Origin of the sequence: Flavobacterium flevense, from assembly GCF_900142775.1 — a bacterium.
GTDB classification, from domain to species: domain Bacteria; phylum Bacteroidota; class Bacteroidia; order Flavobacteriales; family Flavobacteriaceae; genus Flavobacterium; species Flavobacterium flevense.
Window position 1 is genome coordinate 35,257 of record NZ_FRCC01000004.1, and the last position, 13,458, is coordinate 48,714.

13 protein-coding genes and 1 tRNA gene are annotated in these 13,458 nt (G+C 35.1%); 9 read left to right on the forward strand and 5 right to left on the reverse strand.

Features of this window, described 5'->3' with window-relative positions; all coding sequences use genetic code 11:
- Positions 1-2: 2 nt before the first annotated feature.
- Together BUB89_RS08210 and BUB89_RS08215 are read right to left on the reverse strand one after the other, a co-directional pair.
- Complete coding sequence (locus BUB89_RS08210) at positions 3-596, reverse strand: TetR/AcrR family transcriptional regulator (RefSeq protein WP_073243897.1); 594 nt, start codon at positions 594-596, stop codon at positions 3-5.
- 34 nt (positions 597-630) lie between these two features.
- On the reverse strand, positions 631-1,152 hold the full coding sequence (locus BUB89_RS08215) for a YceI family protein (RefSeq protein WP_073243899.1): 522 nt from the start codon (positions 1,150-1,152) through the stop codon (positions 631-633).
- Positions 1,153-1,369: 217 nt separating this feature from the next.
- Between BUB89_RS08215 and BUB89_RS08220 the strand changes: the two genes are divergently transcribed.
- Both BUB89_RS08220 and BUB89_RS08225 read left to right on the forward strand, forming a co-directional pair.
- Positions 1,370-2,344 (forward strand): polyprenyl synthetase family protein, encoded by a 975-nt coding sequence (locus BUB89_RS08220; protein ID WP_073244361.1) that lies wholly within the window; start codon positions 1,370-1,372, stop codon positions 2,342-2,344.
- A 129-nt stretch (positions 2,345-2,473) separates the two neighbouring features.
- Positions 2,474-2,827: a hypothetical protein gene (locus tag BUB89_RS08225; protein WP_073244363.1), complete on the forward strand. Its 354-nt coding sequence runs from the start codon at positions 2,474-2,476 to the stop codon at positions 2,825-2,827.
- A 92-nt stretch (positions 2,828-2,919) separates the two neighbouring features.
- On the opposite strand, the gene BUB89_RS08230 is transcribed toward BUB89_RS08225, so the two are convergent.
- Entirely contained in the window at positions 2,920-3,468 is a 549-nt protein-coding gene (locus tag BUB89_RS08230; RefSeq protein ID WP_073244365.1) for a hypothetical protein, read from the reverse strand.
- 116 nt (positions 3,469-3,584) lie between these two features.
- Between BUB89_RS08230 and BUB89_RS08235 the strand changes: the two genes are divergently transcribed.
- From BUB89_RS08235 to BUB89_RS08245, 3 genes are all read left to right on the forward strand, one after another.
- On the forward strand, positions 3,585-6,374 hold the full coding sequence (locus tag BUB89_RS08235; protein ID WP_073243901.1) for a 2-oxoglutarate dehydrogenase E1 component: 2,790 nt from the start codon (positions 3,585-3,587) through the stop codon (positions 6,372-6,374).
- Between the two features lie 237 nt (positions 6,375-6,611).
- Entirely contained in the window at positions 6,612-7,841 is a 1,230-nt protein-coding gene (gene odhB / locus BUB89_RS08240; RefSeq protein ID WP_073243903.1) for a 2-oxoglutarate dehydrogenase complex dihydrolipoyllysine-residue succinyltransferase, read from the forward strand.
- 92 nt (positions 7,842-7,933) lie between these two features.
- Positions 7,934-8,716 (forward strand): ThuA domain-containing protein, encoded by a 783-nt coding sequence (locus tag BUB89_RS08245; RefSeq protein ID WP_073243905.1) that lies wholly within the window; start codon positions 7,934-7,936, stop codon positions 8,714-8,716.
- Between the two features lie 80 nt (positions 8,717-8,796).
- Here the strand turns inward: BUB89_RS08245 and BUB89_RS08250 are convergent, their stop codons facing one another.
- Together BUB89_RS08250 and BUB89_RS08255 are read right to left on the reverse strand one after the other, a co-directional pair.
- Positions 8,797-9,564 (reverse strand): hypothetical protein, encoded by a 768-nt coding sequence (locus BUB89_RS08250; RefSeq protein ID WP_234982589.1) that lies wholly within the window; start codon positions 9,562-9,564, stop codon positions 8,797-8,799.
- 15 nt (positions 9,565-9,579) lie between these two features.
- Entirely contained in the window at positions 9,580-10,017 is a 438-nt protein-coding gene (locus tag BUB89_RS08255; protein WP_073243907.1) for a retropepsin-like aspartic protease, read from the reverse strand.
- A 165-nt stretch (positions 10,018-10,182) separates the two neighbouring features.
- On the opposite strand from BUB89_RS08255, the gene BUB89_RS08260 reads away from it, so the two are divergent.
- The 4 genes from BUB89_RS08260 (at position 10,183) to BUB89_RS08275 (ending at position 13,320) form a co-directional block, all read left to right on the forward strand.
- Positions 10,183-10,962 carry a TatD family hydrolase gene (locus tag BUB89_RS08260; protein WP_073243910.1) on the forward strand — a complete coding sequence of 260 codons (780 nt, stop codon included), beginning with the start codon at positions 10,183-10,185 and terminating at the stop codon, positions 10,960-10,962.
- A gap of 60 nt (positions 10,963-11,022) precedes the next feature.
- Positions 11,023-12,165 carry a 1-acyl-sn-glycerol-3-phosphate acyltransferase gene (locus tag BUB89_RS08265; protein WP_073243912.1) on the forward strand — a complete coding sequence of 381 codons (1,143 nt, stop codon included), beginning with the start codon at positions 11,023-11,025 and terminating at the stop codon, positions 12,163-12,165.
- Entirely contained in the window at positions 12,149-13,177 is a 1,029-nt protein-coding gene (locus BUB89_RS08270; RefSeq protein WP_073243914.1) for an asparaginase, read from the forward strand. Before BUB89_RS08265 ends, BUB89_RS08270 begins: the two co-directional genes overlap by 17 nt.
- A 56-nt stretch (positions 13,178-13,233) precedes the next feature.
- Positions 13,234-13,320: transfer RNA gene (locus BUB89_RS08275), tRNA-Ser, on the forward strand.
- Positions 13,321-13,458 lie beyond the last annotated feature (138 nt).

The window sequence follows — 13,458 nt, forward strand, 5'->3', positions numbered from 1 at the left end:
ATTTAGTTATATTTAAGTAAATTTTTCTCTAATTCGATAATTCCTTCAGGAGTTGACATGGCTCTGGTATGATATTCTAAGGCTTTCAATTCTAATTGATAGGCTTCTCTTTCAGATTGAGTATTCTCGTTAATATTGAAAATTAAGTAGTAGTAAAACTTAACATAAGCTTCAATATCAAGCTCTTTTCGATACAAATTTTGAGCAATCCCTTTTTCAATATTTTGTCTAAAGCAAAATTCGCATTCTTCAATTTGAAACTTTAAAGCATTTCGATAGATTTCAGGATAATGCTTTTTTAGTTGATAAATAGGTGAGCTTTCAGAGGATTTAAACATTTCGCCAAACATGCGTCTGATTTCAAAATTTTCTTCAATGGCATTGTAGTTTTTAGAAATAGCATCATTTATGAGTTCATGAACTTTTGTGTGAATTAAATGTACGCTCTCTTCAATTAGTATTTCTTTGTTGCAAAAATATTTGTAAATGGTTTTTTTAGAAATGCACATTTCGCCCGCTATGTCATCCATAGTGATACTTTTAAAACCTAGTTTTAAAAACATTTCGCCCGCTTTAGATATAATCTTCTCTTTCATTTTATTTTTAATTCCTTATTATTAGTAGCATTGATTAAATGCTAAATTCTACATTGGCTACCAGTTTAATATCTTGTCCGGTTGCTAATCCGTTATTGGAGTGAAAAGAATTAGATGCTAACCCAAAATCATTTCTGTTAATATCTGCTGTGAGTTCAAAAGCGATCTTTTTTTCTCCGTCTAAATAGTCGTTTTCTATCAGTTCAACATCAAGTTCCACTGTTTTAGTGATGTTTTTGATGGTTAAATCTCCCTTTAGAAAATTAATATTTTTGTTAATTTTTTGAAAAGAGGTAGATTTAAAGCTAATGGTAGGATATTGATTGACATCAAAAAAATCATTCAGTTTTAAGTAATTGCTAAATTGTTCCAACTTAGATTCTCTGTTTTTAACATCTAATGAAAATGCTATTGTGGCATCTTCAATTTCGTTATTTCTAAAGTCGGCATGTCCTTGAAAACTATTAATGTTTCCGCCTAAATAAGCAATTATTGAATGTCTCATTCTGATTAAAACATCCGATTGATTTGAATTAACTTTCCATTTTGTTTTCATGATGCCCTCTGTTTGTGCAATTTTTTTCCGTTTTATAAAAAGCTTTTTGTCTTTAAAAGACGCTTCGGAATTTAATTGTTAAATATGGCGCAAATATAGAACGGAAACTTTGAAAACCAAAATAGTTTCCATTGTATTTAAGATAATTTAACATTTCATTGATAATCGAAGTTTGTAATCAGGAGTGAATGCTGTAAATTAGCCCAAAATTATGTTTATGCACGCCTTAAGTCAATATCAGGAATTCGTAACAGAATATCTTAAATCACAGTTAGAAGTTAAAGAGCCTAAAAATCTATACGAGCCCATACATTATATATTGCATCTTGGCGGGAAAAGAATTCGTCCTGTTTTAACGGTGATGAGTGCGGAAATTTTTGATGTTTCTTATGAGAAAGCGTTGCCGGCAGCTTTAGCTGTTGAGGTTTTTCATAATTTTTCGTTAGTGCATGATGATATTATGGACGATGCACCGTTGCGAAGAGGAAATGTCACCGTACATGAAAAATGGGATACTAATACCGCTATTTTGTCCGGTGATGCTATGCTGATTCTGGCTTATCAGTATTTTGAAAAATATGAACCGGTAATTTTTCAGGCATTAGCCAAGTTATTCAGTAAAACAGCGCTTGAAGTTTGCGAAGGTCAGCAATGGGATGTTGATTTTGAAACGCGAAAGGATGTGACCATTCCGGAATATTTAAAAATGATTGAATATAAAACTGCTGTTCTTGTAGCTGCCGCAATGAAAATGGGTGCTATTATAGCCCAGACTTCCGATGAAAATGCTAATTTAATTTATGAATTTGGTCTGAATTTAGGATTGGCGTTTCAGTTACAGGATGATTATCTGGATGCCTTTGGTGATCCGGAAACCTTCGGAAAGCAAGTAGGAGGTGATATTATTGAAAATAAAAAAACCTATTTGTATCTAAAAGCAATGGAATTTGCTAACGGGATAGACAGACAGGAATTAGCTGATTTGTTTTCGATTCAAATGGAAGAAAATGAAGCGAAAATTACTCAGGTAAAAGAAATATTTGTTAATTCAGGAGCTTCGGCTGCCACTAAAAAAGCGATAGCGGCATATACTTTTAAAGCTTTTGATACTTTGGATAAGATGAATATTGATGAACAAAAGAAACAAATTCTTCGCTCTTTTGGGGAGAATCTGATGGGGAGAAAAGTGTGATAAATTGCAGTATCAATTTTAATGACAATTTCAATTTCTAAAACGAAGCTTTTTTGTCACTGCTATTGAATTTTGCCATTGCCATTGCCATTGAAATTGGAATTGGAATTGAATTTTGAAATTGAAACTATGTATGTTACTCCGTTAAATACCGATTTGTTGTTTGAAGAAGCACAAAAAGATTCTTTGTATCTTAAATTGGTTGAACAATTAAATAAAGATTTTAATCTGGCTAATGAAGGAGTTGATTTTCCTATGAGTATCACACCGGATGAACTCAAGATTCAATTGCACGAGAAAGTCTATCGATTGATTCAGTATAAGTTTGCTGAATATCTGAATTTGCTTTATGTAATTGATGTATCCGAAGACGAAATCAAAAAACTGGATGGTTCCGATTTAGTTGTCTTAGCCGAACAAGTTGCCTTTTTAATTCTGAAAAGAGAATGGCAAAAAGTGTGGTTCAGGAATAATTTTAAGTAAAGTTTCTAAGATGCTAAGGGGCTGAGAGGCTAAGTTGTGTCTCATTCTTTTTAAATCTTAGAATCTTAGTTACTTAGAGTCTTAGCAACTTTCTAAAAATAAAACCTAACAAAAGGCATAAACGCATCGCTGTAAGCACTTTTGTTGTCATCATGTAAAACATTGTAACGGGCACCTATCGTTACATTTCCGTTGCGGTAACCGGCACCTAAAAATAAGCCGGTGTTCCAGAAATTATTACTAAAACCATCATTACTGCCAATTCCTTTGACATTCACTCTTAATTGTTCCAGTTCGGCTGAAAGCTGGATTTCAGGAATGGGATTAAAAAGGGTAATTAAACTTCCGCCGTAAAGATTAGAATTGTAAACATCTTTTTGTTTTACATAGGTATATTGTGCACCAAGACCCACTGCAAAATATTCATTAACATTATAAATAGCGCTGGGCGAAACGGAAATATCAGTATACCTGTTTCCGAAACTTAATCCTAATCCGCCACCAAATTGCACTTTTTGCCAAAAATCATTACTCGATTTAAAGTTAGAACGCTGATTTTGAGCCGATAATTGGGTCGAAAAAAATACTATTAAAACAGTCAAAAATAAATTTGATACAGCTAAGGCATGTTTTTTTATCATAAGTGCTAAGGTATTTAACATTTTAATAGTTAAAAGTGTTTTAATTTTCAAGTAAATTTAGTTGATTATTGTACTTTTGCCAAACTATTTTAACAAAAAGTATATTCACTCATATTATGGATAGGTTTTCATTTTTAAATGCAGCGCATACCGAATTTTTCGCTCAATTATACGATCAATATTTAGAAAATCCAGATAGCGTAGAGCCTAGCTGGAGAAGTTTTTTTCAGGGTTTCGATTTTGGAATGGAAACTTATAATGAGGAAAATCCAATTCAATACAGTAATCAGGCAGCTCCTGTAGCTTCTGTTTCTTCGGCTCCTGTTGATAACAGTAAAATATCTGAGCAACTTCAAAAAGAATTTAAAGTTGTAAAATTAATTGAAGGTTACCGTTCCAGAGGACATTTGTTTACTAAAACAAACCCGGTTAGAGAACGCAGAACTTTTTCTCCAAGTTTAGATTTAGAGAATTTTGGTCTTTCTTCAGCTGATTTAACTACTGTTTTTGATGCGGCAAAATTATTAGGCTTACAGCCTTCTTCATTGTCTCAGATTGTTGATCACCTTACAGCAGTGTATTGTCAGCATATCGGTATTGAGTACATGTACATTCGCAGACCCGAAATTGTTGAGTGGATTCAGGAAAGACTAAACATTAATGAAAACCGCCCTACTTTTTCTGCTGAGGAAAAAAAGGGAATTTTAAATAAATTAAATCAGGCCGTTTCTTTCGAGAACTTCCTCCATACTAAATATGTAGGCCAAAAGCGTTTTTCTCTTGAAGGAGGAGAATCAATCATTCCTGCTTTAGATGCTTTGATTGAAAGAGCTGCCGAAAAAGGAGTAGAACAATTCGTTATGGGAATGGCTCACCGTGGTCGTCTGAACGTTCTGGCTAACATTTTTGGTAAATCTACTCAGGATATCTTCTCTGAATTTGACGGAAAAGATTACGATCAGGAATATTTTGACGGGGACGTTAAATACCACTTAGGTCTTACAGCCGATAAAATTACCAAATCAGGTAGAAAAATCAACATCAACTTAGCTCCAAACCCTTCGCACTTAGAAACTGTAGGTGCTGTTATTGAAGGAATTACAAGAGCAAAACAAGATAAATATTTTGAAGATGATTTCTCTAAAGTATTGCCTATCGCCGTTCACGGAGATGCTGCTATTGCAGGACAGGGAATTCTTTATGAAATTATCCAAATGGCACAATTAGATGGTTACAAAACTGGAGGTACCATCCATATTGTAATCAACAACCAGGTAGGTTTTACAACTAACTATTTAGACGCACGTTCTTCTACCTATTGTACAGATGTGGCTAAAGTAACTTTGTCTCCGGTATTACACGTGAATGCTGATGATGCTGAGTCTGTAGTTCACGCCATGCAATTTGCACTGGATTTCCGTATGCAATTTGGACGTGATGTATTTATTGACTTATTAGGATATAGAAAATACGGTCATAATGAAGGTGATGAGCCTCGTTTTACACAGCCGGTATTGTATAAATTGATTGCTAAACATAGAAATCCAAGAGATATTTATGCTGAAAAATTATTATCTGAAGGAGTAATCGATGCTAATTTGGTTAAAACTTTAGAAAAAGAATACAAAGACGACTTAGATCATAATCTTGAAGCATCCCGTAAAAAAGATTTAACTGTAATCACCCCATTCATGCAAAATGAGTGGAAAGGATTCGAACAGGTTTCTGATGCCGGTATGTTACAAAAAGTAAATACTAAGGTTGAAAAATCAACTTTAGATGCTATTATTGGAACAGTTTCCAGCTTACCATCTGATAAAAAATTCATTAATAAAATCACTAAAATCGTTACCGACAGAAAAACAGGTTATGATAACAATACCATCGATTGGGGTACTGCCGAAACATTGGCTTATGGTACTTTATTGACAGAAGGTTTTGATATTCGTATTTCTGGTCAGGACGTTGAGCGTGGAACTTTCTCTCACCGTCATGCGGTTGTAAAAGTAGAAGATTCTGAAGAAGAAGTGGTTTTGTTAAATCATATCGAAAACAAAAAAGGAAACTTCCGCATTTTTAACTCTTTCTTGTCAGAATACGGAGTTTTAGGATTTGATTATGGTTATGCACTGGCTAACCCAAATGCATTAACAATCTGGGAAGCACAATTTGGAGATTTCTCTAATGGAGCCCAAATCATGATTGACCAGTACATCTCTTGTGGAGAGGACAAATGGAACAATCAAAACGGATTAGTAATGTTGTTGCCTCATGGATACGAAGGTCAGGGAGCTGAACACTCTTCGGCACGTATGGAGCGTTACTTACAATTATGTGCACGTCACAACATGTACGTGGCCGATTGTACAACGCCGGCTAACTTCTTCCACTTGTTGAGAAGACAAATGAAAACCAAATTCCGTAAGCCATTAATTGTTTTTTCTCCAAAAAGTTTATTGCGTGATCCAAGATGCGTTTCTACAGTTGAAGAATTAGCAAATGGTGAATTTCAGGAAACTATTGACGATACTGCCGTAAATAAAGCCGATGTGAAAACATTAGTTTTCTGTACCGGTAAATTCTACTATGATATTGTTGCCGAAAGAGAAAACAACGGGCGTAATGATGTAGCAGTAGTTCGTATCGAGCAATTGTTCCCATTGCCGGTAGAGCAATTAAAAGCAATTATCGCTCAATATCCTAATGCAGATGATTATGTTTGGGCACAGGAAGAGCCTAAAAACATGGGAGCTTACACGTATATGTTAGCTAACTTTGATTTAGTTAAATGGAGATTAGCTTCATTAAAAGCATACTCAGCACCGGCAGCAGGAAGTTACACAAGAGCTAAACGCCGTCATGCTGATGCCATCAGAATGGTATTTGATAAAAATTTATTTAGATAGTCATTGCGAAGAATCAAGCAATCTCATTAAATATTTTTTTTCAGAAGCTATTTCCCGCTATTCGTTACAAACGAAGTTCATTGAACTCCGCTTAAAATGAAAGTCAAGTGAAATAATCTTTTTATTTTTTAAAGAAAAAAATAAAAAGGATTTTCACTGCTATCGGGGCTAGAGTTAAATACACAGAATAACGATTCATAATTAAAAAATAAAATTCATAATTTAAAATATTACGACATGATTTTAGAAATGAAAGTTCCATCGCCAGGGGAATCTATTAAAGAAGTTGAAATCGCCACTTGGTTAGTAAAAGATGGGGATTATGTTGAAAAAGATCAAGCAATTGCTGAAGTAGATTCAGACAAAGCTACATTAGAATTACCAGCTGAAGCTAGTGGTATCATTACCCTAAAAGCAGAAGAAGGTGACGCAGTAGCGGTAGGAGCAGTAGTTTGTCATATTGACACTGCAGCAGCTAAACCATCAGGTTCAGCACCATCAGCAGCGCCTGCAGCAGAGGCTCCAAAAGCCGAAGCACCAAAAGCAGCACCTGCACCAGCGGCTCCGGCAGCACCGGCAGCTACTTATGCAACCGGAACTCCGTCTCCGGCTGCTAAAAAAATATTAGATGAAAAAAACATCGCTCCGGCAACTGTATCAGGAACTGGAAAAGGTGGAAGAATAACTAAAGATGATGCGGTAAATGCTGTGCCATCAATGGGAACTCCTACAGGTGGAAGCCGTGGAGTAGAGCGTACTAAATTGTCTATGTTACGTCGTAAAGTAGCGGAGCGTTTGGTTTCTGCTAAAAACGAAACAGCGATGTTGACTACTTTCAATGAAGTAAACATGACGCCAATTAACACCTTGCGTAATGAATACAAAGATGCATTCAAAGCTAAACACGGTGGTGTAGGTTTAGGATACATGTCATTCTTTACAAAAGCAGTAACCAGAGCTTTAGAATTGTTCCCTGATGTAAACTCTATGATGGACGGTGATCATAAAATCGCTTATGATTTTGCTGATATCTCTATCGCAGTTTCAGGACCAAAAGGTTTAATGGTTCCTGTAGTTCGTAATGCTGAAAACTTAACTTTCCGTGGAATTGAAGCTGAAATCAAAAGATTAGCTATCAAAGCACGTGATGGTCAAATTACTGTTGATGATATGACAGGAGGTACTTTTACAATCACTAATGGTGGTGTATTTGGATCTATGTTGTCTACACCAATTATCAATCCTCCACAATCAGGAATTTTAGGAATGCACAACATTATTGAGCGTCCAATTGCTGTAAATGGTAAAGTGGAAATTCACCCTATGATGTATGTAGCACTTTCTTATGACCACAGAATTATCGATGGTCGTGAGTCTGTTGGTTTCTTAGTTGCTGTAAAAGAAGCTTTAGAAAACCCGGTAGAATTGCTTTGCGGTGGAAACCCTAAAAAAGCATTTGAATTGTAATAAAATAAAATTCAAAATATTTAAAATCCCAAATTCCAAATTTCATGGAGTTTGGGATTTTCTTTTTATATTCGAGAAATAAATAGAAAATTATGAAAATCAAATTACTATTACTCACCGTTATTTTTGGGTTAACTACTGTATTTGCTAATCCTCCAGCTAAAAAACGGATTTTGGTTTATACTAAAAACGGAAAAGGCTATGTCCATAAAAATATTCCTTTTAGTGTAGAAGCCTGGAAGAAAATTGGTGAAGCAAACAACCTCATTGTTGATGTTTCTGATGATCCGGCGGTAATGACAACCGAAAATCTGGCTAAGTACAGCTGTCTGGTGTTTTCGAATACCTGTAATGATATTTTTAATACTGAAGAACAAAAACATGCTCTTGTAGCTTATATTCATGGTGGTGGTGCTTATGTTGGGGTTCATAGTGCATCAGATTCCGAAAAATCCTGGCCTTGGTATGCCGAAATGGTGGGAGGGAAGTTTAAAAGGCATCCCGCTTTTCAATCTTTCGAAATAAAAGTAATTGATGAAAAGCATCCTTCCACTTTGATGTTAGGGAAAAAATGGATAAAAGAAGACGAATGCTATTATATGAATGAATTCAATCCTAATAATCATGTGCTTCTGGCTGCTGATATGCGAACGATAAAAGACAGCGAAAAAGAAGTGTATCCGGGACGCACTTTTGGCGATTACTTACCCTTGGCCTGGTGTCATGAATTTGAAGGCGGCAGAGTGTTTTATACCGCTCTGGGACATGATAGTAAGGACTACGTTAATCCGGTGTTTATTCAGCATCTTACAGGTGGTCTTTTATGGGCTTTGGGTGAAAATTCAAAAGAATCCCATTCGAAGAAAAAAAACTAAAAGTAAACAGGTTTAAAAAAGAGTTAATCGCAGATTCCTATTTTTTTAATTTGAATCTGCGGTTAATTAATGATATGATTTTATTTGAATTCTACCCAGTCAAATAAGGCATAATTTTGTGTAGTAGGAATATGATCTCCTATGAAACTTAAGTTTTCGACACTGCAAAATATTTTAAACTTGGTCTGAGTGCCATAAGTAAGTGTCTTTGTAGTTAGAATCTGGTTGTCAATTTTCCAGGTGGCAACATATTTTTTCTTGTTATTTAAAGCTAATGTAATCGAAAGAGTGTACCATTGTGCTCGTTTTATTTTATGCTGAAAAGAATAAAATGGATTTCCTTGCGAAGTCATATATACTATAAGTTCATCTGAAGCTGCATTTAACTCCTGTCGAATCGCCTCATTGCCATAACCTATTTCAAAATCGAGTTCGTGCGTATCATCATTGTATAAAAAAGCACCTATACTGGCACAGTCACCTACACCCATTTCCGGGACATAAACACGCCAGGAATAAGTACCCGTAGCATAAGTTGCTACCGATTTTACCTTAGTTCGATCCCAGGTATTTGCATTGGTAAACATCTTTAAAATTCCGTTTTCAGCGAAATAATTAGGAACACCTACCTGAGTAGCATCTTCCCATTCGTTTAAATCATTAAAATTCCAGGTTTTTAAAGTGCTTACAGGAGTTTTTGGTGTAGGATTTCTGGACATTTCTGATGTGTTGTTGGTCGCAGTGGCATTTGTTTGCTTTGGTGCTTCTTCCATTATATCTTCACTGGCACAGGAAAACAAGAGCATTCCTATTGCTAAACAAGCCGCTTTGCAGTAATTTTTAGTCATATATGCTGATGTTAGTTAGCGTAAATATAAATAATTATTATAATAATCGATAATAGCTTTTCCTTTCAATAATACATCAGCGCCAATAATACCATCGACGGTTTTTGATTTGTAGGCTGTTAAAGCTTCATTGACATGAGATAAATCAAAAATAACCAAATCAAAGCTGTGGTTTTTCCAGGAACCTAACTCTAATTTATTTTCTAAAGCAGTCTGAGTAAGCATTCCTGTTGCTCCGGCACCCGAGGCTCTGGTTATTGAATCTTGGGCGTTTAAATTAAATAAAGCAATATGTTCAAAACCTACACAGCTGTTAGATGCTCCTGTATCTAAAATAAAGTTACCTCTAACACCATTGATTTTGGCTTTTATCAACAGGTGCTGGGTTTTAGTAATTTTGAATTTTACTTTTTTATATTTTTCCTTTTTTAGGATTTCGTGCAGGTTTTTCATTTTCTAAATCGGATAATCAGCCAAATTAAGGCAATTGGGAGTACAATTCCCAAAATAATATAAATATAATTTAATGGTGTGCTTTATTTTCTCTGCTCTAGTTTGTACTGCTTTTGCGAATCTTTGCGTAATAACCTAATTTTGCTTTTTTAAATAAAAACCACTTTGGAAACAAAATCTATAATTACCGATACCCATACTCATTTATACAGCGAAGATTTTAAGGAAGACAGAGACGAAATGATGCAACGTGCCCTGGCGGCTGGTGTGACTCGTTTTTTTATTCCTGCGATTGATTCGGTTTACACAGCGGCAATGTATGATTTGGAACAAAAATATCCGGACCATGTTTTTTTAATGACAGGCGTGCATCCTACACATGTGAAAGAAAATTATTTGGACGAATTACAATTTGTGGAAGCAGAATTAAAAAAAAGAAAATTTTATGCCATTGGCGAAATTGGGATTGACATGTACTGGGATAAAACCCATTTAAAAGAGCAACAATTGGCTTTTAAAAAACAAATCCAATTGGCAAAACAATACCAACTGCCTATTGTGATTCATTGCCGTGAAGCTTTTGACGAAGTTTTTGCCGTTTTAGAAGAAGAGAAGTCAGAGGATTTATTTGGGATTTTTCATTGTTTTTCAGGAACTTATGAGCAGGCTTTACAGGCTTTGTCTTATAATATGAAATTAGGTATTGGTGGCGTTGTGACCTTTAAAAATGGGAAAATTGATCAATTTTTGGATAAAATCGACTTGCAACATATCGTTTTAGAAACGGATGCACCTTATCTCGCTCCGGTTCCTTTTAGAGGAAAAAGGAATGAAAGCAGCTATCTGGTGCATGTAATTGATAAGTTATCACAGATTTACAATGTTTCTGCTGATGAAATTGCCCAAATAACAACTGAAAATTCGAAAGCAATTTTTGGGATTTAAAGTAGAATTCGCTAAAATTTAATATTTTTTTTGTTCATTTGTTTTTCTAATAGTACCAAAATGCAAAAGTTTGACGAGATTCGGCCGTATTATGATTCCGAAATAAATAAAGCGATAAGAAAAGTACTTCATCATCCGATGTTGAAGTCATTAATGAATTTTTCTTTCCCAAATGTGGATGACGAAGTATGGAAAGAACAATTGATGAAAACGCATTCTATTCGTGATTTTCAATGTAATTTTATCTATCAATCCGTTCAGAAAGTATTAGAAAAAAGTTCCGAAGGTTTGTCAACTTCCGGATTCGAACATTTAGAACCTAATACTTCTTATTTGTTTATCTCTAATCACAGGGATATTTTACTGGATACTACTTTGCTTAATGCTACTTTGTTCGAGCATGATTTGGTGATGACCGCTTCGGCCATTGGAGATAATTTAGTAAAACAGCCTTTCCTGAATGTTTTGGCTAAGCTGAATCGAAATTTTCTGGTTAAGCGAGGTTTGTCTCCACGAGAAATGTTGCAAAGTTCTAAAACATTGTCAGAATACATAAGCCATTTGTTGCAACATGAAAACCGTTCGGTTTGGATTGCACAACGTGAAGGACGAACAAAAGATGGTAATGACATGACCAATCCCGGGGTTTTAAAAATGCTGGGGATGGCAAATGACGAGGCTAATCTGATGAGTTATTTTAAAAAAATCAAAATTGTTCCCGTTTCAATTTCGTATGAATACGATCCTACCGATGCTTTAAAAATGCCTCAATTATTGGCGGAAGCAAATAATGAAGTGTATGTAAAACAGGAGAATGAGGACTTTATGACTATTTTAAGCGGTGCTTTAGGTCCTAAAAAACGTATTTTTATTCATATAGGAAAAGTTCTGGATACTGAAATTGATACTATTATTGCTGAAAATGACAATGTAAATAAACAAATTCAGGCTTTGGCGCAAGCCATAGACGATTCCATTTTGAGCAGTTATAAATTATGGCCTACTAATTATATTGCTTATGATATTTTAAATCAAACGGATAAATATTCGCATTTGTATACCGAAGATGAAAAAGCAGTTTTTAAACGCAGGTTAGAAAAAAGAATTGATGCCGAAAACCCTATAGCATTGCAGGGAATATTAGCGATGTATGCTAATCCGGTAGTCAATAAACTGAAATATACTCATGAACTCAAGGACTAAAATTCTTTTAATTTACACGGGCGGAACCATTGGTATGCAAAAGGACCTGAGTTCCGGAGCATTAAAAGCGTTCAACTTTAGTAAATTATTACAAAAAATTCCTGAGTTAAAACAGTTGGATTGTGAGATAGAAACGCTTTCTTTTGAAACGCCAATTGATTCCTCTGATATGAATCCTTCACATTGGATTTCGATTGCCGGAATGATACAATCAAATTATGCGGCATTTGATGGTTTTGTAGTGCTTCATGGTTCTGATACCATGTCATACACCGCATCGGCTTTGAGTTTTATGTTCGAAAATTTAGCTAAGCCGGTGATTTTAACCGGTTCGCAATTGCCTATTGGTGATTTGCGTACAGATGCCAAAGAAAATCTGATTACAGCCATTCAAATCGCCTCTTTACAGCAAAATAATAATGCCGTTATTACCGAAGTTTGCCTTTATTTTGAATATAAATTGTATCGCGGCAACAGAACGACTAAAATTAATTCTGAAAATTTCAATGCTTTTTGTTCCCCTAATTATCCGGCCTTAGTAGAATCAGGAGTGCATTTAAATCTGAAATCGGATTTGTTTTTAACAAATGATGGTGCTAAGGATTTGATTGTTCATGATTCTTTTGACACCAATGTGGTTATTTTAAAAATGTTTCCCGGAATGAGCGAAAGTGTTTTTAGTGCCATCTTGAATATTCCAAATCTTAAAGGGATTGTGCTGGAAACCTATGGTGCCGGAAACGCAACCACCGATGAATGGTTTATCAAAGCCCTGACTCAGGCAATAGCAAACGGAAAACATATTGTGAATGTAACACAATGTCCCACAGGTACAGTAAATATGGGGCAATATGAAACGAGTTCGATCTTAAAACAAATAGGAGTCATCTCAGGTAAAGATAGTACTACCGAGGCTGCAATTACTAAATTGATGTTCTTGTTGGGTCAAAATACAGCTCCAAACCATTTTAAAACAGTTTTTGAAACTTCTTTACGAGGAGAAATGACATAATCTTTAAAAAATATTTTTCTAAGTCAGATTTTTTCATGTTATTTGCAATCCCAAAAAGAGAGGTGTCCGAGTGGTTGAAGGAGCTAGCCTGGAAAGCTAGTATGTGGGTAACTGCATCGAGGGTTCGAATCCCTTTCTCTCTGCAAAAAAAAATAATGCTTCCTGAAAGGGGAGCATTTTTTGTTTTATAGCGTGACAAACTTTTTGTTTGACTAAGCGTATAAAGTAAAAAAGGATCAGGCATAAAATGCCAAGCATTCATTTCTTTGTGAGACGCCCCT

What these genes read in the sequence shown, in the direction of transcription:
- BUB89_RS08210 (WP_073243897.1), bottom strand. Translation starts at nt 596, where the DNA reads ATGAAAGAGAAGATTATATCTAAAGCGGGCGAAATGTTTTTAAAACTA.
- BUB89_RS08215 (WP_073243899.1), bottom strand. Translation starts at nt 1,152, where the DNA reads ATGAAAACAAAATGGAAAGTTAATTCAAATCAATCGGATGTTTTAATC.
- BUB89_RS08220 (WP_073244361.1), top strand. Translation starts at nt 1,370, where the DNA reads ATGCACGCCTTAAGTCAATATCAGGAATTCGTAACAGAATATCTTAAA.
- BUB89_RS08225 (WP_073244363.1), top strand. Translation starts at nt 2,474, where the DNA reads ATGTATGTTACTCCGTTAAATACCGATTTGTTGTTTGAAGAAGCACAA.
- BUB89_RS08230 (WP_073244365.1), bottom strand. Translation starts at nt 3,468, where the DNA reads ATGATAAAAAAACATGCCTTAGCTGTATCAAATTTATTTTTGACTGTT.
- BUB89_RS08235 (WP_073243901.1), top strand. Translation starts at nt 3,585, where the DNA reads ATGGATAGGTTTTCATTTTTAAATGCAGCGCATACCGAATTTTTCGCT.
- odhB (WP_073243903.1), top strand. Translation starts at nt 6,612, where the DNA reads ATGATTTTAGAAATGAAAGTTCCATCGCCAGGGGAATCTATTAAAGAA.
- BUB89_RS08245 (WP_073243905.1), top strand. Translation starts at nt 7,934, where the DNA reads ATGAAAATCAAATTACTATTACTCACCGTTATTTTTGGGTTAACTACT.
- BUB89_RS08250 (WP_234982589.1), bottom strand. Translation starts at nt 9,564, where the DNA reads ATGACTAAAAATTACTGCAAAGCGGCTTGTTTAGCAATAGGAATGCTC.
- BUB89_RS08255 (WP_073243907.1), bottom strand. Translation starts at nt 10,017, where the DNA reads ATGAAAAACCTGCACGAAATCCTAAAAAAGGAAAAATATAAAAAAGTA.
- BUB89_RS08265 (WP_073243912.1), top strand. Translation starts at nt 11,023, where the DNA reads ATGCAAAAGTTTGACGAGATTCGGCCGTATTATGATTCCGAAATAAAT.
- BUB89_RS08270 (WP_073243914.1), top strand. Translation starts at nt 12,149, where the DNA reads ATGAACTCAAGGACTAAAATTCTTTTAATTTACACGGGCGGAACCATT.